The sequence below is a fragment of the Neisseria shayeganii genome, from assembly GCF_014054965.1.
GTDB classification, from domain to species: Bacteria; Pseudomonadota; Gammaproteobacteria; order Burkholderiales; family Neisseriaceae; genus Eikenella; species Eikenella shayeganii.
Genome location: NZ_CP059567.1, coordinates 960,726 through 981,605 on the forward strand (window position 1 = coordinate 960,726; position 20,880 = coordinate 981,605).

23 protein-coding genes are annotated in these 20,880 nt (G+C 58.2%); 19 read left to right on the forward strand and 4 right to left on the reverse strand.

Annotated features, from left to right (window positions below):
- Window positions 1-146 precede the first annotated feature (146 nt).
- Window positions 147-428 (forward strand): hypothetical protein, encoded by a 282-nt coding sequence (locus tag H3L94_RS04670; RefSeq protein ID WP_182122865.1) that lies wholly within the window; start codon window positions 147-149, stop codon window positions 426-428.
- 30 nt (window positions 429-458) lie between these two features.
- Window positions 459-2,204 carry an exodeoxyribonuclease V subunit alpha gene (gene recD, locus H3L94_RS04675; RefSeq protein WP_182122866.1) on the forward strand — a complete coding sequence of 582 codons (1,746 nt, stop codon included), beginning with the start codon at window positions 459-461 and terminating at the stop codon, window positions 2,202-2,204.
- Between the two features lie 107 nt (window positions 2,205-2,311).
- On the opposite strand, the gene H3L94_RS04680 is transcribed toward recD, so the two are convergent.
- The 3 genes from H3L94_RS04680 to H3L94_RS04690 form a co-directional block, all read right to left on the reverse strand.
- Window positions 2,312-2,656: a 4a-hydroxytetrahydrobiopterin dehydratase gene (locus H3L94_RS04680; protein ID WP_009117947.1), complete on the reverse strand. Its 345-nt coding sequence runs from the start codon at window positions 2,654-2,656 to the stop codon at window positions 2,312-2,314.
- Window positions 2,653-3,474: a phenylalanine 4-monooxygenase gene (phhA, locus tag H3L94_RS04685; protein WP_182122867.1), complete on the reverse strand. Its 822-nt coding sequence runs from the start codon at window positions 3,472-3,474 to the stop codon at window positions 2,653-2,655. The genes H3L94_RS04680 and phhA overlap by 4 nt, the downstream gene beginning before the upstream one ends.
- 106 nt (window positions 3,475-3,580) lie before the next feature.
- Entirely contained in the window at window positions 3,581-4,009 is a 429-nt protein-coding gene (locus tag H3L94_RS04690) for a TIGR01244 family sulfur transferase (protein ID WP_182122868.1), read from the reverse strand.
- Window positions 4,010-4,197: 188 nt separating this feature from the next.
- Between H3L94_RS04690 and H3L94_RS04695 the strand changes: the two genes are divergently transcribed.
- From H3L94_RS04695 to ruvX, 4 genes are all read left to right on the forward strand, one after another.
- A complete protein-coding gene (locus H3L94_RS04695) occupies window positions 4,198-6,660 on the forward strand; it encodes a heavy metal translocating P-type ATPase (protein WP_182122869.1) in 2,463 nt (820 codons plus the stop codon).
- 96 nt (window positions 6,661-6,756) lie between these two features.
- The gene (gene dut / locus H3L94_RS04700) at window positions 6,757-7,209 is read left to right on the forward strand and encodes a dUTP diphosphatase (RefSeq protein ID WP_182122870.1); all 453 of its coding nucleotides are present in this window, start codon (window positions 6,757-6,759) and stop codon (window positions 7,207-7,209) included.
- Window positions 7,210-7,276: 67 nt separating this feature from the next.
- Entirely contained in the window at window positions 7,277-7,822 is a 546-nt protein-coding gene (locus tag H3L94_RS04705; RefSeq protein WP_182122871.1) for a YqgE/AlgH family protein, read from the forward strand.
- A complete protein-coding gene (gene ruvX, locus H3L94_RS04710) occupies window positions 7,815-8,273 on the forward strand; it encodes a Holliday junction resolvase RuvX (protein WP_182122872.1) in 459 nt (152 codons plus the stop codon). Before H3L94_RS04705 ends, ruvX begins: the two co-directional genes overlap by 8 nt.
- 84 nt (window positions 8,274-8,357) lie before the next feature.
- On the opposite strand, the gene yhbY is transcribed toward ruvX, so the two are convergent.
- On the reverse strand, window positions 8,358-8,645 hold the full coding sequence (gene yhbY / locus H3L94_RS04715) for a ribosome assembly RNA-binding protein YhbY (protein ID WP_182122873.1): 288 nt from the start codon (window positions 8,643-8,645) through the stop codon (window positions 8,358-8,360).
- 120 nt (window positions 8,646-8,765) lie between these two features.
- Between yhbY and H3L94_RS04720 the strand changes: the two genes are divergently transcribed.
- The 13 genes from H3L94_RS04720 to H3L94_RS04775 all read left to right on the forward strand — a co-directional run bounded on the left by H3L94_RS04720 (window position 8,766) and on the right by H3L94_RS04775 (window position 20,855).
- Complete coding sequence (locus H3L94_RS04720; protein WP_182122874.1) at window positions 8,766-10,394, forward strand: ABC-F family ATPase; 1,629 nt, start codon at window positions 8,766-8,768, stop codon at window positions 10,392-10,394.
- Between the two features lie 83 nt (window positions 10,395-10,477).
- Window positions 10,478-11,155 carry an epoxyqueuosine reductase QueH gene (locus tag H3L94_RS04725; RefSeq protein WP_182123102.1) on the forward strand — a complete coding sequence of 226 codons (678 nt, stop codon included), beginning with the start codon at window positions 10,478-10,480 and terminating at the stop codon, window positions 11,153-11,155.
- A 517-nt stretch (window positions 11,156-11,672) separates the two neighbouring features.
- The gene (locus H3L94_RS04730; protein WP_182123103.1) at window positions 11,673-11,990 is read left to right on the forward strand and encodes a DUF2322 family protein; all 318 of its coding nucleotides are present in this window, start codon (window positions 11,673-11,675) and stop codon (window positions 11,988-11,990) included.
- Window positions 11,991-12,129: 139 nt separating this feature from the next.
- Window positions 12,130-12,882, forward strand: a complete 753-nt coding sequence (locus tag H3L94_RS04735; protein ID WP_182122875.1) for a gamma-glutamyl-gamma-aminobutyrate hydrolase family protein — start codon at window positions 12,130-12,132, stop codon at window positions 12,880-12,882.
- Window positions 12,883-13,006: 124 nt separating this feature from the next.
- Window positions 13,007-13,381, forward strand: a complete 375-nt coding sequence (locus H3L94_RS04740) for a hypothetical protein (RefSeq protein WP_182122876.1) — start codon at window positions 13,007-13,009, stop codon at window positions 13,379-13,381.
- Window positions 13,382-13,557: 176 nt separating this feature from the next.
- Window positions 13,558-14,898 carry a glutamine synthetase family protein gene (locus H3L94_RS04745; protein WP_182122877.1) on the forward strand — a complete coding sequence of 447 codons (1,341 nt, stop codon included), beginning with the start codon at window positions 13,558-13,560 and terminating at the stop codon, window positions 14,896-14,898.
- A 78-nt stretch (window positions 14,899-14,976) separates the two neighbouring features.
- Window positions 14,977-15,663, forward strand: coding sequence for a DMT family transporter (locus H3L94_RS04750; RefSeq protein ID WP_182122878.1), 687 nt, complete (start codon window positions 14,977-14,979; stop codon window positions 15,661-15,663).
- Between the two features lie 5 nt (window positions 15,664-15,668).
- Window positions 15,669-15,812: a hypothetical protein gene (locus H3L94_RS04755; RefSeq protein ID WP_182122879.1), complete on the forward strand. Its 144-nt coding sequence runs from the start codon at window positions 15,669-15,671 to the stop codon at window positions 15,810-15,812.
- Window positions 15,813-15,996: 184 nt separating this feature from the next.
- Window positions 15,997-17,406, forward strand: coding sequence for an aspartate aminotransferase family protein (locus H3L94_RS04760; protein ID WP_182122880.1), 1,410 nt, complete (start codon window positions 15,997-15,999; stop codon window positions 17,404-17,406).
- A gap of 210 nt (window positions 17,407-17,616) precedes the next feature.
- Entirely contained in the window at window positions 17,617-19,773 is a 2,157-nt protein-coding gene (locus tag H3L94_RS04765) for an autotransporter domain-containing protein (RefSeq protein WP_182122881.1), read from the forward strand.
- 106 nt (window positions 19,774-19,879) lie between these two features.
- The gene (locus tag H3L94_RS12390; protein WP_244958842.1) at window positions 19,880-20,050 is read left to right on the forward strand and encodes a lipoprotein signal peptidase; all 171 of its coding nucleotides are present in this window, start codon (window positions 19,880-19,882) and stop codon (window positions 20,048-20,050) included.
- A gap of 15 nt (window positions 20,051-20,065) precedes the next feature.
- Window positions 20,066-20,422, forward strand: a complete 357-nt coding sequence (locus H3L94_RS04770; RefSeq protein ID WP_182122882.1) for a hypothetical protein — start codon at window positions 20,066-20,068, stop codon at window positions 20,420-20,422.
- Between the two features lie 7 nt (window positions 20,423-20,429).
- On the forward strand, window positions 20,430-20,855 hold the full coding sequence (locus H3L94_RS04775) for a protein YgfX (protein WP_182122883.1): 426 nt from the start codon (window positions 20,430-20,432) through the stop codon (window positions 20,853-20,855).
- Window positions 20,856-20,880: the final 25 nt, after the last annotated feature.

The following is a 20,880-nucleotide window of genomic DNA, read 5'->3' on the forward strand; positions in this document are numbered from 1 at the left end:
TTGTATCTGAATCTTGGGCTGATTTTAATTTTTTATTTCATAAAAAGCAATATCTTGATTAAATCTTTAGAAAATCTGACTTGATATCTTTATTTTTTCTTAGTAAATTTTAGGTAAATCTTAATTTGAATAGATGGAGTAAAGAAATGTATCGCATTCGCCTGTTGATATTGAGTGGCATGCTTTTGCTGGGTTTTTCTGTTTTTTCCGGCAAAGAGCAGGTGATGGCTTCTCCGGCGGCGGTTTTGCCTGCAAGCTGCTCCGAAGTTTCAGCTCAGCTCTCCGCATCCGAACCAGTATCCGATGGCAGGAAAAAAGTATTCCAACTGCAATGTCAGGCAGAATGGGAGGTGGACATTCGTGCCGAGTGGTATGAAGAAATGAATCATCTAGAAAGCATGGCCGGTATTGTTTATGATCCGATCTGATCTGCGATCAGCATTACTCAGGCCTTATTCATGATGTCTTCTGCTCACAACTCTTTGTCCGGCCATCCTGCCGCTTCGGCCATCATGGCGACTTTCCGAAAATACGCCCCAACGGCAGCCGAGACGATTGAGCCTTATTTGGATGCCTTGCTGCATGCCCAAGAGGCGGGCCACAGTTTTATTGTTGTCGGTAAAGCGCAGGCTGCGGCATTAAGGCAAGCCGAGCCGATTGTGGGTGACGGTTCGTCAGCTAGCCCGCTGGTTTTGCAAGGGAATCGTTTATACAGTGCTAGGGTGTTTGCCTGGGAGCAGGAAATTGCCGAGCAGCTTTACCGATTGTCCGGCTTATCGGTCAGGCTACCTGATGACGGGTACATTCGGCGGCAGCTGGAGGCTTGGTTTCCCGGCCGGGCATCACAAGAACAAAAAGCCGCTGCGGCTTTGGCCTTGTTGCAGCCTTTTATTTTGATCAGCGGCGGGCCGGGAACAGGCAAAACCACTACGGTGGCGAAATTATTGGCTTTGCTGTGCGGCGAGGAAGAACGCTTGCCGCGTATTGCTTTGGCCGCGCCCACCGGTAAGGCCGCTGCCCACATGACGCGCTCCGTGCATGGGGCACTCGGCACATTTTCTTTGTCAGCCCCTGTTTACACACATCTGGCGGCTTTAGAGGGGCAAACCGTCCACCGGCTCCTGCGCTTGAATCCTTTGGATTCGACGGCAAAATATGATGCGCAGCAGCCCTTGCCTTACGACATCTTGGTTGTGGACGAAGCCTCTATGCTCGATTTCGCGCTGCTGTTGAAAATTTTGCGGGCTGTGCCGGACGGCGGCCGCTTGATTTTGCTGGGAGATGAGAACCAATTGCCTCCGGTGGGCATGGGCGCATTGCTGCCGGCTTTGGCGCAGTCAACGTGTCTGACGCCTCGGCAGAGTGAAATTGTGTCTGCTTGGCTACCTGAAAATATGCCGTTTGCCGTCAGTGATGAGCCGCCTCCCTTGTCTGCCCATGTGGCCAAGTTGACGCGCAGTCACCGCTTCAACCCGGAAAAAGGCGTGGGTGCGTTGGCACAAGCGGTTGTGGCCGGCTCGGCTGAATGCGCGGTGGCGGCTTTTTCACATTTCGAGAAGGATCTGTTTTGGCAGACTTCGTCTTTACCGGAATTGGCCCGGGCTTTTTTCCGGCAGCAGCAAACGTATTGGCAAGCCGTTTCGTCGGGTGATCCGGCTGCTTGCTTGATCGAGCAACAGCGCTGTGTGGTTTTGGCTGCGTTGCGTTCTGATGCGGAGGCCTTCAATCAGGTCTACCGCCGTTTATTGGCAAAAGCGGGCAAAGCCGGTCAAGACGGCTGGTTTGCCGGCCAGGTTTTGATGGCGGTAGAAAACGATTATGCCGTCAATGTTTTCAACGGCGACATCGGTATCGTTTTGCCGCATGAAGGCCGGTTGGTTGCTTTTTTCCCACATGCTGCAGGATACCGTCCGATTGCACTCAGCCGTTTGCCGCTTTGTGAAACCGCATTCGCAATGACGGTGCACAAAAGCCAAGGTTCTGAATATCGGGAGGTTTGGTTGCTGCCACCGCAGGGGCATTCGGCGCAATCGGGTGCTTTGTTTGACCGCAGCCTGCTTTACACTGCGGTTACCCGAGCCAAGGAAACCTTTGTGTATGCGGGAGATCCGGAAGGCTTGAAGCAAGCGGTCAAGCGGAAAAGCATACGCAACAACGGCTTGAAAGAAGCCATTGCTAAACAGTTTGCCCGAAGGGGTGGCTGAGAGAAGAGCTAGACAAAGATTCGGGTTTCGATGTGTGCTTTCCGATAAAAGAGCACATCGAAACCCGAATATTGCATTAAATATATGAAAATCAGTTGGTTTCTTGTTTATTCCATCAACAGGGCATCGGTTTTGGCGGCCATGATGAAATCATTACGGTGCAAACCTTGGATGCTGTGTGACCACCAAGTAACGGTGACTTTACCCCATTCGGTAAAAATGCCTGGGTGGTGGCCTTCGGTTTCGGCTAAATCGGCCAATCGGTTGCTGAAAGCCATGGCTTGCTTGAAGTTTTTGAAGCCAAACACTCGCTTCAGCTGCAAAACGCCGTCGATGACCACAGCTTGCCAGTCCGGGATCAGGCGCATCAATTCGGACAATTCGGCATCGCTGACTTTGGGCGCGTCTGCCCGGCAGGCCTCGCAGCGTTGTTGGGCCAATTCTGTGCTCATAGGGTCTCCTTTTGGTTTTTACCGGTTTCGTTCAAACTCGGGTGCGGGGCGAACAGGCCTTTTTGCATGGCGCGGCGCACCTCGGACATGATGTCGGTATCGGCAATCTCGAACAGGCTGTTCATATTGTCGATGACGTAATAAATCGGTTGGATGCGGTCGATGCGGTAAGGGGTGCGCAGTACGTCGGCTATATTGAATGGCCGGTGTTCGGGCGCATCACTCAGCGCATAGCGGGTTTCTGCCGGCGAACTCAAAATACCGCCGCCGTAAATGCGCCGCTCGTCTGCCTGGCCGCCGACCAAGCCGAATTCCACGGTAAACCAATACAGGCGGGCCAAAAACACCCGCTCTTCTTTAGAGGCCGCCAGGCCGAGTTTGCCGTAGGTTTCGTTGAAGGCAGCAAAGGCGGGGTGGGTGAGCAGGGGGCAGTGGCCGACGATTTCGTGGAAAATATCCGGCTCCTGAATGTATTGGAAATCCTCCTGCCTGCGGATGAATGTGGCCACCGGAAAAGCTTTGTTAGCCAAGAGATCGAAAAAACGGCTGAACGAAATCAGTGCCGGTACGGCTGCCGTGCGCCAGCCGGTGGTCTCCTGTAACACCGCATCTATCTCAGCCAGCTGGGGAATTCTGTCCCGAGGCAGTTTCAGCTTGGCCAAGCCGTCCATGTATGCCTGGCAGGCGCGGCCGGGTAGCGCCGGTTGCTGTTGCGCCATCAAGTCCTGCCACACCTGATTCTCCTCTTTGCTATAGCGGATGAAGCCATCGGCATCGGCCTCGCGGGCGACATAAGGTGCTTTCACAGCCGTCTCCATGCGTGTCTCCTGATGATTCAGATGGTTGCTTATTGTTATTGGTTTTTTCAGAGCCGGCTGCCGGATGTTCCGGCGGCCGGCCGCTTGCATTTGTTTGCCTGTTTTTTTATGGGCGCGCGGCTTCCAGATGCGGCAGGGCGGCACTCAGATCAATACCGGCGGCAGCGGCGGTTTGCAGCAATTGTTGCGGGTCGGCGCCTGCGGCGGCTTCGGCCAGCGCCCACAGAATCGAGCTACGGGTACCGGTGCGGCAGAAAGCCAATACGGGGCTGTGGCTTTGGGCCACGGCTTCGGCGAAGGTTTTCGCATCGCTTAATTGGATTTGCGGCGCCACCACCGGCTGATGGATAAAGTGCTCGATGCCGGCTTCGGCGGCCCACTGGCGCAGCTGCTCAGTAGAGGGTTGGCCGGGTTCTTCGCCTTCGGGGCGGTTGCAGATGAGGGTGCGGATGCCCTGCGCGGCGGCGGCTTCGATTTCGGCACGGCCGACTTGCGGGGCAACAAACAGTTTGGGGCTGAGTTGGCCGAATGACATATCGGGTCCTTTCTATGGGTTCGGAAAAGGCTTTCAGGTAGCCTGTTACGGTGGAATGGTAACGGAAAGCGCTGCTTGAGGCTACCTGAAAGCCGACGGAGTTGCCATTTGTCCTGCCGAGCAGTGTGCGGAATGCCCTGTGCCGACGGCCAGCGCACAAGCCGTCCATCGGCTATAATCCGCCCGCTATGAAAAACCAAACCGAACATGCTTCCCCCACCTGCTTCCATTGCGGCTTGGATGTGCCCGCCTCGGTGGATTTGCCGGTGGTTTTCGAAGGGGAAACCCACCCCACCTGCTGCGCCGGCTGCCAAGCGGTGGCCGAGAGCATTATCGCTGCCGGCTTGGGCAGCTATTACCACCGCCGCACGGCCGATGCCGAGCGTGCCGCCCTGCCGCCGCCGGATGTGTTGGAACAGCTCAAACTGTACGATCTGCCCGATGTGCAGGCCGAGTTTGTGGAAACCCTTTCCGAGCACGAGCGCGAGGCGGTGTTAATGTTGGGTGGGGTGACTTGTGCCGCTTGTGTGTGGCTGATCGAGCAGCAGCTGTTGCGCTTGGACGGCGTGCTGCGGGCTGAAGTCAATTACAGCACCTTGCGCGCGCGGGTGGCTTGGGACAACAGCCGCGTGGCTTTGTCGGACATTCTGCTGTGCGTGCGCCGCACCGGCTACGAGGCCGCACCTTACGATGCCAACAAGCTGGAAGTGCAGGCGCAAGCGGAACGGCGGCAGGCGCTGACCCGCTTGTGGGTGGCCGGTTTGGCGATGATGCAGGTGATGATGTACATCATTCCGGTGTATCTCTACGGCGGCGAAATCGAGCCGTGGTTTTTGTGGATACTGCATTGGGCCAATATGATTCTCACCCTGCCGGTGATGTTTTATTCGGCGGTGCCGTTTTTCAAAGGCGCTTGGCGCGACATCAAAAACCGCCGCTTAGGCATGGATACGCCGGTGGCGCTGGCCATCTCGGCGGCATTCGGCGCCAGTTTTGTGGCGCTGGTGCTGGGCTACGAGCGCGGTATTTATTTCGATTCGGTGTCGATGTTTGTGTTTCTGTTGCTGGGCGGCCGCTATTTGGAACAGATGGCGCGGCGCAAAGCAGGCGATGCCGCCGAGCGTTTGGTGAAACTGGTGCCGGCATTCTGCCACCGCCTGCCCGCTTATCCCGATACCGCACAGATGGAAGAAGCGGTGGTGGCGCGGCTGCAGAGCGGCGAGGTGGTGTTGGTGAAAGCCGGCGAAGTGGTGCCGGTGGACGGCGAGGTGTTGTCCGGCGAGAGCGAGGTGAATGAGGCCATCCTCACCGGTGAGAGTCTGCCGGTGGCGAAATATGCCGGTTCAGCCGTCACCGCCGGCACTTTAAATATTGGCAGCCCGCTGGTGGTGCGGGTGTCGGAAACCGGTTCGGGCACCCGTTTGGGCCACATCGTGCGCCTGCTCGACCGCGCTTTGGCGGAAAAACCGCGCATGGTAGAGCTGGCCGACCGCCATGCTTCTTCTTTTGTGTTGGGGCTGCTGCTGCTGAGCGCTGTGGTGTTCGGTGTGTGGCTGTATCTGGCGGATTTTGAAACGGCTTGGTGGATTACGGTGTCGCTGCTGGTGGTGACCTGTCCGTGCGCTTTGTCGCTGGCCACGCCGGCGGCGCTGGCAGCCAGCACCGGCCGTTTGGCGGGCGAGGGCGTGCTGATCGGCCGCGGCCACAGTTTGGAAACGCTGGCCAAGGTGGACACCGTAGTGCTGGATAAAACCGGCACCCTCACCGAAGGCCGCTTGGCGGTGGAAGACATTTTGCTGGCCGAGGGCGTCAGCCGCGAACAGGCGGTGGCGATGGCACAGGCTTTGGAGCGGCAGTCGGAACACCCGGTGGCGCAGGCCCTGATGGCGCTGCCGGCGGCCGGCGTTTCAGGTAGCCTGCAGCCGCGGCAAACCCTCAACCGCGTCGGCCACGGCATGGCGGCGGTGTTCGACGGCGACGGGCAGGAAGAATGGCGCATCGGCCGTTTGGCCTATGTGGCCGAAATCGCCGGCAGGCTACCTGAAAGCCTGCACACCGAATACGCCGGCACCGCGGTTTATTTGGGCCACCGCCGCGGTTTCGCCGCCGTTTTCCTGCTGCAGGACCAAATCAAAAACGGCGTGGCCGATATGGTGGCCGCCCTGCACGCACAGGGTTTGCGCCTGCATCTGCTCAGCGGCGACCGCGAAGCGGCGGTGCAGAGCGTGGCCCGGCGGCTCGGCTTGGACGCCTTGCGCGCCGAAGCCGCGCCCGAAGACAAACTGGTTTATGTGCAGGATTTGCAGGCAAAAGGCCGCTGCGTGCTGATGGTGGGCGACGGCATCAACGACGCGCCGGTGCTGGCGCAGGCCGATGTGTCGGTAGCGGTGGCCGAGGGGGCGGATGTGGCGCGCGAAGGCGCAGACGTGCTGCTGATCAACAGCGATATGCGCATTTTGCCCGAACTCACCGCCGCTGCCCGCCGCACCCGCCGCATCATCCGCGAGAACCTGTGGTGGGCCACCGCCTACAACCTGATTGCCGTGCCGCTGGCCGCCTTCGGCTATGTGACGCCTTTTGTGGCTGCCTTGGGCATGAGCCTCAGCTCGCTGTTGGTCTCCGCCAATGCCTTGCGCCTATTGCGCAAATAGTGCCGGGTTTTCGCTTAGCAGAAAGCCGCGCGGCCTGCTTTCAGGTAGCCTGTTGCCGTGCCCTTCACATCAACACTACACCGTTAAAGGACATCCATGAACCCCGTTGTCGAACTGAAAATCCTCCATCCCCAAATGCAAAACGCACTGCCGGCATACGCCACCCCCGGCTCGGCCGGCCTGGACTTGCGCGCCTGCTTGGACGAAGCCGTTACCCTGCCGCCGGGCGGCACGCTTCTGGTGCCCACCGGCATTGCCATGCATCTGGCCGACCCCAATTACGCCGCCATGCTGCTGCCGCGCTCCGGCCTCGGCCACAAAAACGGCATCGTGCTGGGCAATCTGGTAGGCTTGATCGACTCCGATTATCAGGGCGAGTTGAAAGTGTCGCTGTGGAACCGCAGCTCGGAGCCGTTTGTGGTGGAGCCGATGGCGCGGATTGCGCAGATGGTGATCGTGCCGGTGTTGCAGGCTTCGTTTCAGGTGGTAGACGAATTTGCCGCCAGCCAACGCGGCGAAGGCGGCTTCGGCAGCACAGGCCGCGCCTGAGGCTACCTGAAACCTTCCGCCCGATTCGGGTATCATGCTGTTTATTGTGTCTGCAAGAAAGCCGAACATGAATCTGAGCAACCACTTCCTCATTGCCATGCCCGATATGCGCGATCCGTTTTTTTCAGGTAGCGTGGTGTATGTTTGCGATTATTCCGACGAAGGCGCCACCGGCGTGGTGATCAACAAACCTTCGCCGCTACCGGTGCGGAAGGTGCTCGAATCGATGCAGCACCGCGTGCCGCCGTATTTCGCCGAAGGTTATGTGTTGGTGGGCGGGCCGGTGCAGACCGACCGCGGCTTTCTGCTGCACACGCCGGCCGGCAGTTGGAAAAGCAGTTTGGCGGTGAACAACGATATCGCGCTGACTTCTTCCGACGACATTCTGGCCCATCTGGAAGACGAAGCGCAGGTGCATAAAGCGCTGCTGTTTATGGGCTATTCCGGTTGGAGCCCCGGGCAGCTGGAGCAGGAACTGGCCGACAACAGCTGGCTCACCGTGCCGGCGGATTTGGACATTGTGTTCGACCTGCCGCACGAAGCGCGCTACGACGCCGCCATCAAGCTCTTGAACATCGTGCCCGAGCAGCTGGGGGCCGGCGGCCATGCTTAAACCGATGCACGGCACCACGCTGGCTTTCGATTTCGGCGAAACCCGCATCGGCGTGGCACAAGGCGATGCCGAAATCGGTATCGCCCACCCGCTGGCGACGGTAGCGGGGGAGGGCAACGAAGTGAAGTTCGCCGCCATCGCCAAGCTGGTGGCGCAATGGCAGCCGGTGCAGCTGGTGGTCGGGCTGCCGCTGCATACCGACGGCAGCGAACACGAACTCACCCGCCTGGCACGCAAATTCGGCCGCCGCCTGCACGGCCGTTTCGGCCTGCCGGTGTATTGGGTGGACGAACGGCTGACTTCGCTGTATGCCGAAAGCCTGCTGGCCGAAGCCGGCCTGCGCGGACGCAAACAAAAGCCGGTGCTCGACCAAGTGGCGGCACAGGCCATTTTGCAGGGCTTTTTCGAAAGCGGCTGGGTAGAAATGTTTCACGGGCGCACGGCAGATTAGCGCCGCTTCGGATGCGCCAACAAAAAACCTGTCTTGGCCCGTATCGCGGTCAAGACAGGTTTTTTGCACAGCGGAAAACGGGTTTTACACCTCTTCCGGTTTCGGACGCCACAACACCAGCTGTTTGCCGATGTGCTGCACCAGCAGGGCGTCAACGGCTTCGCACAGGGCTTCGGCCACGGCAATGCGCTCCTGGCGGTCGTCGCCGGCTACCTGAACCTTAATCAGCTCGTGGGCGGTGAGATTGGCATCGGTTTCGCGGACCACGGCATCGGTGAGGCCGTTTTGGCCCACCATCACCACGGCGTGCAAATGGTGGGCGCGCTGTTTCAGCCCGGCGATTTCTTTGGTGCTCAGTTTGGGTAAAGACATATTCTTCAACGGGTTCGACAAAATGGAAAGCGGCGCATTATAGCCGATATCCGTGTTGTTTTCCTGCGCTTGTGATAAAATCCCCCGCTTTGTTTACCATTTTGTTTTGAAAGAAATATTGTGATCAGCACCAACAACATTACCATGCAGTTCGGCGCCAAGCCGCTGTTTGAAAACGTGTCCGTGAAGTTCGGCGAAGGCAACCGCTACGGCCTGATCGGCGCCAACGGCTCGGGCAAATCGACGTTTATGAAAATCCTCGGCGGCGATTTGGAGCAAACCGGCGGCGAAGTGGCCATCGAACACGGCGTGCGTTTGGGCAAGCTGCGCCAAGACCAGTTCGCCTACGAAGACATGCGCGTGCTCGACGTGGTGATGATGGGGCACACCGAAATGTGGGCGGCGATGACCGAACGCGACGCCATTTACGCCAATCCCGAGGCCACCGAAGACGACTACATGCAGGCGGCCGAATTGGAAGCCAAATTTGCCGAATACGACGGCTACACCGCCGAAGCGCGCGCCGCCGAGCTCTTAAGCGGAGTGGGCATCGACGAATCGCTGCACAACGCCACCATGAGCGAAGTCGCGCCCGGCTTCAAACTGCGCGTGCTGCTGGCGCAGGCGCTGTTTTCCAAGCCCGATGTGCTGCTGTTGGACGAGCCCACCAACAACTTGGACATCAACACCATCCGCTGGCTGGAAGGCGTGCTCAACCAATACGACTCCACCATGATCATCATCTCGCACGACCGCCACTTCCTCAACGAAGTGTGCAACCACATGGCGGATTTGGACTACAACACCATCACCATCTACCCCGGCAATTACGACGACTACATGCTGGCCTCGGCTCAGGCTCGCGAACGCACCATGAAAGACAACGCCAAAGCCAAAGAAAAACTGCAGGAGCTGCAGGAATTCGTGGCCCGCTTCTCGGCCAACAAATCCAAGGCCCGCCAGGCCACCAGCCGCCTGAAACAGGCCGACAAGATCAAAGCCGAGATGGTGGAAGTGAAGCCCTCCACCCGCCAAAACCCCTATATCCGTTTTGAAATGGACGAAAAATCCAAGCTGCACCGTCAGGCGGTGGAAGTGGAAGGTTTGGCCAAATCCTTCGACAAAAAATTGTTTGAAAAACTCAGCTTTATTTTGGAAGCCGGCGAGCGCCTGGCCATCATCGGCCCCAACGGCGCGGGCAAATCCACGCTCTTGAAGCTGTTGGCCGGCGCCTATAAAGCCGAATACGCCGAAGGCATCACCCCCGATGCCGGCAGCATCAAATGGGCGGAAAAAGCCAGCGTCGGCTATTATCCGCAAGACCACGAAAACGATTTCGACGTGGCGATGGACCTCACCGAATGGATGCGCCAATGGGGCCAGGAAGGCGACGACGAACAAGTGATCCGCGGCACGCTCGGCCGCCTGCTGTTTGGTGGCAGCGATGTGGTGAAGCAGGTGAAAGTGCTCTCCGGCGGCGAAAAAGGGCGCATGCTGTACGGCAAACTGCTGCTGCTCAAGCCCAATGTGCTGATCATGGATGAACCCACCAACCATATGGACATGGAAAGCATCGAGTCGCTGAATATGGCTTTGGAAAAATACAAAGGCACGCTGATTTTCGTTTCGCACGACCGCCAGTTTGTGTCCTCCCTTGCCACCCAAGTGATTGAGCTGGACGGCAACGGCGGCTACGAACATTATCTGGGCGATTACGAAAGCTATTTGGAAAAGAAAGGCTTGGCCTAATTTCCTGCTAAACAGGCTACCTGAAAGGCGGATGACGGTTTTCAGGTAGCCTGTTGTCCACTCTATACTTCTTTACACACATCATGAGCCAAGACAAACCGAACACCACCCCCATCGAGCGCCCGGTGCTTACCCCGCCCGGCGGCGAAAAGAAAGTGCTGCTGCATTCCTGCTGTGCCCCCTGCAGCGGCGAAGTGATGGAAGCCATGCTCGCCTCGGGCATCGATTTCACCATCTACTTCTACAACCCCAATATCCACCCCAAAAAAGAATACGAAATCCGCAAAAACGAAAACATCGCCTTTGCCGAAAAGCATGGTATTCCGTTTATCGACGCCGATTACGATGTGGACAACTGGTTCGAGCGGGCACGCGGCATGGAGATGGACCCCGAACGCGGCCGCCGCTGCACCATGTGTTTCGACATGCGCTTCGAACGCACCGCGCTGTATGCCCACGAACACGGCTTTCCGGTGATCACCAGCTCGCTGGGTATTTCGCGCTGGAAAAACATGAACCAAATCAACGAATGCGGCGTGCGTGCGGCCGAAAAATACCCTGGCCTCACCTATTGGGAATACAACTGGCGCAAAGGCGGCGGCAGCGCGCGCATGATCGAAATCAGCAAACGCGAGCATTTCTACCAGCAGGAATACTGCGGCTGCGCCTATTCCCTGCGCGATACCAACCACCACCGCAAATCACAGGGCAGGGCGCCGATTAAAATCGGCGTGAAGTATTACGGCGATGAAGAAGCCTAATATTTCTGCGGCCTTTCTTTTCAGGTAGCCTGGCGCCATGCTTGCCGCATCTGCTTACGGTTTCCGCTACCGCCGCTGGGTTGTGGCGGCCGTTTTATTATATTGTTTGACCGCGATCTGGCTGCTTACGGGCAGCCCGTGGTCGGCATGGTTTTTGTCGCTGGCCTTGCTGTATGCAGCGGAGCCGGCCGCCGCCGCGCTGACTACGCCGTATTTTGCCACATTGGAAAACGGCAGCCTGATTTTCTGCGGCTATTTCGGCCGCATCCGCTACCGCTTTGCCCTTCAAGGCAATGTGTTCGAATACCGGCAAACCCAACACGGCTGGCAAAGACGCTGCCAACTGCTGGTGCATACTCCGCAGCGCCGCCATGCCCTTGTTTTAGACGCCTGTGCGCACCGCGTTTTTCCTGCTCACCGACCTCAGTCGCGCCGCCGACACCCCCTTTTTCCGTCTCTCACAGCAACATCAGCATCCTTGCCATGTTGCCTCCGTTCTGATTTCGAAAGACCCGCCATGAATTTTCAAGACCACCTCGCCACTTTTCCCGACATCGCCCACCTAGCCGGCTTGGATATTGAAGACGCCGCCGGCCATACCGTGCACCACATCCCCGCCGTAGAAGGCAAGCTCGGTTCGCTCAAACTGTATTACGCCCTCTGTCAGCGTTTCAACGGCCGCTTGGATGCCGAAGCCGCCGCGCAGGGCCTGCTCTGGTTTGCCGAGCACACCGCTGATGCACAGGCCCATCCGGGCAAGCATCCCAACGTAGATTTTCTGCAAACCGTTGCTGCAGAGCACCAAGTCTTTCGCCTCAAGCCCTTAAGCAAATAAATGCTCAGAAAGCGGCTCAAAAATCTTTCAGGTAGCCCGTATGCCCCGATATACGGGCACTTGCCAATTTTTCTGCCGCATGGGATAGTAGCGCCCGCCTGATAAAAACCATGCCAAAATCGACAAAGGAGCCTGTTTCATGACCCGTCCCGTTATCGGCATTCCGGCCGACATCAAATACCAGGGGCAATGGCCGTTCCATTCGGTCGGCGACAAATATGTGCACGCCGTGCAAACCGCAGTGGGCGACGTGATGATTTTGCCTGCCTTGGGCGACCAAAGCGTATTGGCCCGTTTCCTGCCGCTGCTGGACGGCCTGTTTCTTACCGGTTCGCTCTCCAACGTCGAGCCGCACCACTACGGCGAACCGCCCGCTCGCGAAGGCACCCTGCACGACCCCGCCCGCGATGCCACCACGCTGCCGCTGATCCAAACCGTGATCGACATGGGCATGCCTCTCTTCGGCGTGTGCCGCGGTTTTCAGGAAATCAACGTCGCATTCGGCGGCACCTTGCATCAGCACATCCAGGAACTGCCGGGCAAGATGGACCACCGCGAGCCGCCCGAAGGCGACATCCCCACCCTCTATGCCGACGCCCACGAGGCCCATTTGCAGGCTGATAGCCTGCTTAAGCAATGGCTGGACGGCGCCGACACCATCACTATTAATTCCTTGCACCAGCAGGGCATCAAAGATTTGGGCCGCGGCCTCTCCGTAGAGGCGCTGGCGCCCGACGGCATCGTGGAAGCCTTCCGCATCGACGCCGCCCGCCATTTCGGCTATGCCGTGCAATGGCACCCCGAATGGCTGTTCAACGAAAAACCGGCCTCCGTTGCCCTCTTCAAGGCTTTCAAAGAAGCCTGCGAAGCCTACCGGGCAGGCAAATTCTGAGCACAGGCTACCTGAAAACCATCGGCAACACGGTTTCAGGTAGCCTGATTTGCAACAGCGTGTGTGAAGTCTTTGCCGACATCCGTTCGGCAGCTGTTTTCGGTACCATTTGAAGGAGAATACGATGTCTTACCTCAAATCCATGGTTTTACTGAGCGCCAGCCTGGCCTTGTCCGCCCCCGCCATCGCCGCCGCCGACGGACAGAGCGATCCTTACGAATGCCAACCGCGGCAGATACAAAAAGACGAGCGCTTTCCGTTTAGTGTTGATGCGCAAGATGGCCTGTGGGTTGTGATGATCCAAGGCGATATCCGTGTGCGGCTCTACAAAGGCAATGACGACATCACCCAACGTATGGAGTCGCGTTTGGACGGCGATACCGGCCAAGCCAATCTGTTTTTGGAACTGCACGGTGCGCGAAAGAATGACCGCGGACGCTATTTGATTGAAATCGAACAGGGCGGCCGGGGCAGCATCTGCGTGGCCGCCCCCGGCTAAGCGGCTTACTGCCTATCATGGGCCGGCTGCGGAAACCATCCGTTGAACCTGCCCGCAAACACCCGATTCAGGCTGCCTGAAAGCCGGTTTCTCCTTCAGGTAGCCTGTTAATGCAGCCTTCAGCTGCACCCATTCCAACGACAAACGAAACCACCAGAAACGAGGATGACCCCATTATGCTAAACCCAGATATCGAACAGTGGCTGAAAGACAATCACATCACCGAAGTGGAATGTATTCTGCCCGACATCACCGGCGTGGCCCGCGGCAAGATTATTCCCAAAGACAAATTCTTATCGGAGCCGGAAATGCGCCTGCCCGAAGTGGTGCTGATCCAAACCGTTACCGGCGATTTCCCCAGCGACGACATGCTGGATCTGACCGACCCCGATATGGAACTGCGCCCCGACCCCAGCACCATCCGTCATGTGCCCTGGGCGCAAGACCCCACCGCCAGCCTGATTTTCGACTGCTTCACCCCCGAAGGCCTGCCAGTGGAAACTTCGCCACGCAATGTGCTGCGCCGCGTGCTCAAGTTGTATGAAAACATCGGCCTGGCGCCGGTGATTGCGCCGGAAATGGAATTTTATCTGGTGGCGCAAAACCCCGACCCCGATATTCCCCTGGTGCCGCCCATCGGCCGCACCGGCCGCAAAGAGTTCGGCCGCCGTTCCTACGCCATTGACGCGGTCAACGAATTCGATCCCCTGTTTGAAGAAATTTACGATTACTGCGACAAGCAGAATCTGGAAGTGGACACCCTGATTCACGAGCTGGGCCCGGCGCAAATGGAAATCAATTTCCTGCACGGCAACGCCATGGATTTGTGCGACCAAGTATTTCTCTTCAAGCGCACCGTGCGCGAGGCGGCCTTCCACCACAATATGTACGCCACCTTCATGGCCAAACCCTTGGAAGGCGAGCCCGGCAGCGCCATGCACGTGCACCAAAGCCTGACCCACATCGAAAGCGGCAAAAACGCCTTCAGCAACCAGGAAGACGGTTCGCCGTCCGAGCTGTTTTTCCACTTCATCGGCGGCCTGCAAAAATACCTGCCCGAAACCATGCCGATTTTTGCGCCGTATGTGAACTCTTTCCGCCGCCTCACCCGCTACACCGCTGCTCCCACCAATGTGGAGTGGGGCTACGACAACCGCACCGTGGGTTTGCGCGTGCCGCGCTCCTCGCCGCAAGGCCGCCGTGTGGAAAATCGCCTGCCCGGCGTGGACGTCAATCCCTATCTGGCGGTGGCCTGTTCGCTGGCCTGCGGCTATTTGGGCATCAAGGAAAAACTGCAGCCCAGCGCGCCGAATTTCTCCAACGCCTATGAGCTGCCTTACCAATTCCCCACCACGGTGGAAGAATCCATCGAGCGCCTGCGCACTTGCGAGCCGATTCACGAGGTATTGGGCAAACGTTTTGTGGAAATGTACATCGGCTTGAAAGAGAAAGAAGTGGCCGAATACTTCCGCGTCATCAGCCCGTGGGAGCGCAAATACCTGCTGCTGCACGTTTAAGTGTCAAAACAAACGGCTTTCAGGTAGCCGGTGAGGCTACCTGAAACGGCAGACGCAAACCAAACGGAAAGTTTTGTGATGCAGTTGAAAACCTACGCCCCTTTGCTGTTTCTGGCTTTCTGGAGCATTGGCGCCATCGCCACCAAGGTCGGTCTGCAATATGCCGATGTCTGGTCGTTCTTGCTGTTGCGGATGGCCGTGGCGCTGGCCTTGCTCGGTTTGGCCATCGCCTGGCTGCGCCCGCCGCTGAAAGTGGCAGCCGGCCAATGGCCGTGGCTCTTGCTGTGCGGGTTTTTGATCCAAGTGGTGTACATCAGCTGTTATTTTCTGAGCATCCGCCATCATCTTTCGCCGGGCTTGGTGACGATTGTATTGGCTTTGCAGCCGCTGGCCACCGCGCTGTTACTGCGCGATGTCCGCAGTTTAACCGGTATGCTCTGCTTGGTTGCTGGCTTCGCCGGCGTGGTGCTGGCCGTGTACGGCGCCAAGGATTTGGGCAGCGTCAACGGCTTGGGGCTGCTGTTTGCGGTGGCGGCCATGCTCTCGTTCAGCCTCGGTTCGATGGTGCAGAAACGGCTCGACGGCCACCTGCTGCCGCTGACCGCTTTGCAATACGCCCTTGCCTTGCCGGTGTACTTGCTGGCAGTATGGCATCAAGGCTGGCAAGTGCAATGGAGCTGGCCTTTTGTCGGCGCTTTGGCTTGGATGGGCGGCTTGGTGTCGGTGGGGGCGCTGCTGCTGTTTTTCTATCGCAGGGCGCGGTGAGCCGGGTGAATGCCGTGTTGTATTTGGTGCCGGTGTGTACCTTACTGCTGGATTATTGGGTGTTCGGCACACCCATCGGCATCTTGACCGTTGGCGGCATGTTGTTGGTGGTCGGTTCGGTATGGCTGCTGCGCCGCAGTGTTGAGTGATGCCTTCCGGCTGGCGGCTGCGGATGTCGGCCCGAACCCCATCGTCATGATTTCAATGAAATCGTAAACCGGTTTTCGAGCCGCCGTTTTCCGAACCGGACGGCCATTGGCTATAATATTTCCATTCGGGCGATATGATCCCGATTATTTTGTTGATAACCTTTATTTTTCAAAGGAGTAAAGCATGAGCAAACAAGACTACAGCCGCCAAGACGGCAAACACCACCTCCACCCCTTCTCCGACAACGCCGCTCTGGCACGCGAAGGCGTGCGCGTGATGGTGAAGGCCAAAGGCATTTATGTGTATGACGACGAGGGCAACGAAATCCTCGACGGCATGGCCGGCCTGTGGTGCGTGAACATCGGCTACGGCCGCAAAGAGCTGGCCAAAGTGGCCAAAAAACAGATGAAGGAGCTGCCGTTCTACAACACCTTCTTCAAAACCACCCACCCCGCAGTAGTGGAATTGTCTTCCACCATCACCGACATCGCGCCGTCCGGCTTCAACCACGTGTTCTACACCGGTTCCGGCTCCGAATCGGTAGACACCATGATGCGCATGGTGCGCCACTACTGGGCGTCGGTGGGCAAGCCGCAGAAAAAAGTGATCATCGGCCGTTGGAACGGCTACCACGGCTCCACCATCGGCGGCGCCAGCCTGGGCGGCATGAAAGGCATGCACAACCAAGGCGATTTGCCGATTCCGAATGTGGTGCACATTGAGCAGCCTTGGTATTACGGCTTGGCCAAAGACGGCGAAACCCCGGAAGAATTCGGCCTGCGCGCCGCCAATTGGCTGGAAGAGAAAATCGAAGAAATCGGCGCCGACAAGATTGCGGCTTTCGTCGGCGAGCCGATTCAAGGTGCCGGCGGCGTGATCATCCCGCCGAAAACCTACTGGCCGCGCATCGAAGAAATCTGCCGCAAGCACGACATTCTTTTGGTGGCCGACGAAGTGATCTGCGGTTTCGGCCGCACAGGCAACTGGTTCGGCCATGAAACCATGGGCTTCAAACCGGATATCTTTACCACTGCCAAAGGCCTGTCTTCCGGCTACCTGCCCATCGGCGCGGTGCTGGTGAACGACAAAGTGGCCGAAGGCCTGAAAGCCGGCGGCGAGTTCAACCACGGCTTTACCTACTCCGGCCACCCCGTGGCGGCCGCCGTGGCCAAGAAAAACCTGGAAATCCTGCAAGACGAAGGCATTGTTGATCAGGTGAAAAACGAAACCGGCCCGTACATGAAAAAACGCTGGGAAGAAACCTTCAGCCAATTCAAATACGTGGACGACATCCGCAGCGAAGGTTTGATTTGCGGCTTCACTCTGGTGAAAGACAAAGCCACGCGCGAGCTGTTCCCCAATACCGGCGAAACCGGCCTGATGTGCCGCGACATTTTCTTCAAAAACAACCTCATCATGCGCGCCTGCGGCGACCATATGGTGGCCGCGCCCCCCTTGGTGATGACCAAAAAAGAAATCGACAAAATGCTGGCCGTTGCCGAACAGTGCATGCGCGAGTTTGAGCAAATGATGGACAAGAAACTGGCCAAAGAAGAAAAAGCCGGAAAAAAAGAAGAAAAATCTGATCAATAAGCCGATTAAGCGGTGAATCGGGCTACCTGAAAACGGGCGGGCAGGTTTCTGCCAAGCGAAAGCCTTTTCAGGTAGCCTTTCTTAAACATCGAATTGCTGCATAGGCTGAAAATAGCCAGCCTGAAAAGCACAAGCAGGAGCCGGGAGGGGCGCCGGATTCTGCCTGCCTTAACCGCCCCCAACGCAACCCACTCATCAACAGGAGAAATCATGAAAATGAAATGGATGGCCCTGATGTTGGCCGCCTACACCCCCTTGGCCCTGGCGCAGGAGGTGGTGATTTTCGGCGACAGCTTAAGCGATGTCGGCCAAAAAGGCTGGGCCGACCGAGCCGATAAGCATGTCCATTTAAAAGCCAGCTACCTGAAAGCCGACGGCAGCGAAAACCTGCTCTACGGCGAGCATGTGGCGCAAGCCTTGGGCGGCAATCCGAAAGCGGCCTTCCCGCTGGATGCGGCTGCCGCGCCCGGCACCAACTACGCCCACAGCGGCGGCGTGGTGGTGGGCAGCAACAGCTCGGCCAATATGGCGCTCAACGAACGCGTGGCGCTCGATAAGCAGATCGATGCTTATCTGGCCTCGGGTAAAGCCAACCCCGACCATCTGCATATTCTTTGGGGCGGCGGTAACGATATGGCCGCCATTTTGACCGATGCTGCCGGCAAGATCGCCAATCCGGCCGAAGCCCAGGCCCTGGTGCTGCAACGCACTGCCGAGACGGCGGCCGTTTCCGGTGCCCAGTGGCAGCGTTTGCAGGCAGCCGGCGTTGATTTGGTGGTGGCCCCCGACGTGCCGAACGTGCTCTATACGCCGGAAATTTTCGACCAATTCGCCGGCGCTTTTGCCAACAGAGTCTATGATCAAATCCGCTCAACCGGCGCACTGGGTTCCGGTATCGCCGCCAGCGGTGCCAAACGAACCATCGAACGCAGCTACCGAAACCGTATCGGCAATGCTGCTGCCAGCCAGCAAAACAACCTCAATGATTTCCACAATCAGCGCGCCGAAGTTTTGGATTTGGTGGTAGAAGATTTGTGGGCCGCCACGCCGCCTTTCCCCGTCAATTGGCGTTACAGCACCTATGGTGAAATGTTTGACGATAACGGCGTCAGCAAAGACAGCATCAAAACCCAGTTGACCAGCACCTACGATACCTTCGCCAATGCGGCTACCCAAGGTACCGAACTGCTCAATTCGCAAACCACCCAAGCCCTCAACCAGCAGGGCGGCAATGTGGTGCGTTTGGCGGTGAACCAGCTGTTTACCGATATGCTGAGCGACCCGGCCAAATACGGTTTCAGCAATACTTCGGGCCGTGCCTGCAACCAAGCCACGGCCTCGGTATTGTGTGGCGAAGGCTTGAGCGGCGCCAATACACAGGCCGCCAATGCCAATCCCGACAACCTGCTGTTTGCCGATAGCTTCCACCCCGGCCCCAAAGCCCACCGCATCATGGCCGACTATCTGCTCAGCACCTTGCGTGCGCCGGTGGACATGGGTGGCTTGAGCGTAACCGCCCGCCAAAACGGCGAAGCGGCTTGGGATTTCGTGCGCGAAGACAGCAACCGCCTGCGCGGCGTGCAGACCGGACGGACGCTGGATGCCGTGGCTGCCTACCAGCACAGCAGCAACGACGCGGGCGGCCATACCGTGTATGCCGGCGGCAAAGCCCGTCTGAATCCGAATTGGCAGCTGGGCGTGGTCTTCAGCCGGCAAGAGCAAGACCGTCAATTCGGCCACACCCGCATCAATGCCAAAACCAACAGCCTCACCTCCACCCTGCGCTACGATGCGCCGCAATGGTGGTTGGGCGGTATGGTGCAGCTCAACGACAGCGATTACCAAACCCGCCGCAGCATCCGTTTGGGGCAGGCCGATCTCACGCAAACCGGTGAAACCGGCGGCACCAGCTTCGGCGCCGGCGTATTCGGCGGTTACGAATGGCAATGGGGCCAAACCAAAGTGGCGGCCTTGGGCGATTTGATGCTGCTCAGCGGCAAAGTCAAAGGCTTCGGGGAGCGTGACGGCGGCGCCACCCAAATGCAGTTCGGCAAGCAAAGCTATACCTCGGTGCGCAGCGGTTTGGGTGCGGAAGCGGCCCACCGCATGGGCGATTGGCAGCCTTATGCCAATCTGCGCTGGGTGCGGGATTGGAAAAACCATCAGGATCCCATAGAAGCCGGCATGAACGGCAGCCGTTTCAGCTTGGCCGCCCCGCAGGCCGACCGCAGCTGGCTCAGTACCCGCTTGGGCGTGCAATGGCAGCCGCAAAACTCTCCATGGCGCGCTTTCGGCCAATTAGGGCGTGATTTCGGCCGCGACGGCGGCGGCACTTCCGTCCAACTGGGCGTGGGCGCACGCTTCTAAGCTATCGGGGCCGATGCCCGCCAACGGCTGCTCCCATGTGGGGCAGCCGTTTTTTGTTTTCAGGTAGCCTCAGGCTATAATCCGTTTCTTTTACAACCTGACACCTTTGCAAAACCCCCATCTGCGGCGCATTTCTGCGTTGTGTGCTGTTCGCTCACTTGCCTATCTTCATGATATGCCTGTCCCACGGGATGCGTTCACGCTCACTGTGCTGCTACGCCTTGTGCTGCATCCACATCTGACGGTTTTTCAAAGGTCTCAGCCCGATTTTGTTTGAATAAGGAAAAACAATATGTATTTTGTTGACCGCAGCGCGGTGGTGGTGAAGCCGACCGAGGCTTTTTTAAATTGGCTGAAAAGCACCTCCGACGAATTGCCCGATTTGACGCTTTCGCAGCTGCGCAGCAATTGCAGCGTGTATTTGGTGCCGCAGGCCGAGACGCCGGAAGAGAGCGCCGGTTATTTCGGCGAGCGCTGGAAAGAAATCTTCAGCGGCGAGTTGGCGTCTTGGGAAGTGCCGCAAGCCGAATGGCCGACGTTGTCGCCGGAGAACTTCGCCCGCTTCTTCGATTTGGAGTTTCACGATATGGTGATGGATACCGATGAGGAGGAATTGCAGGTCAGCCCTCTGGTAGACACCATGATGTGAGTGCGGCATGCAAGCGTTTCAGCTAGCCTTGCGCCCCTCGCGCCGCCTGTTTTGGCTGAAGGCGGCGGCGTTTTTGTGGCTGCTGGCTTTGTCTGCCGTCTATTTCTCCGGTGCTTGGCGGTGGGGCGGTATGGCCGCTGCGGCTGTTTTGGCCGGCTACGCTTTGCGTGCGCCGCGCCGGCGGGTGGAAGGGGTGGCTGTGGATCGGCAGGGGCGGGCGGCGCTGTATCTGCAGCCGCAAGGGTTGTGGACCGAAGCGCAACTGCACGAAGGCTGGGTGACGCCGTGGCTGGTGCTGCTGCAATGGCGGTGCGACGGCCGGCGCATCGATATGGCGGTATTGCCGGACATGACCGATGCCGACAGCTGGCGGCGCTTGCGGGTGTGGGCGCGCTGGGGGCGGCCTCGGGAATCGCAGGAAAAAGAAGTATGAATCGCGGCCTTGCCGGCTGCGGAAG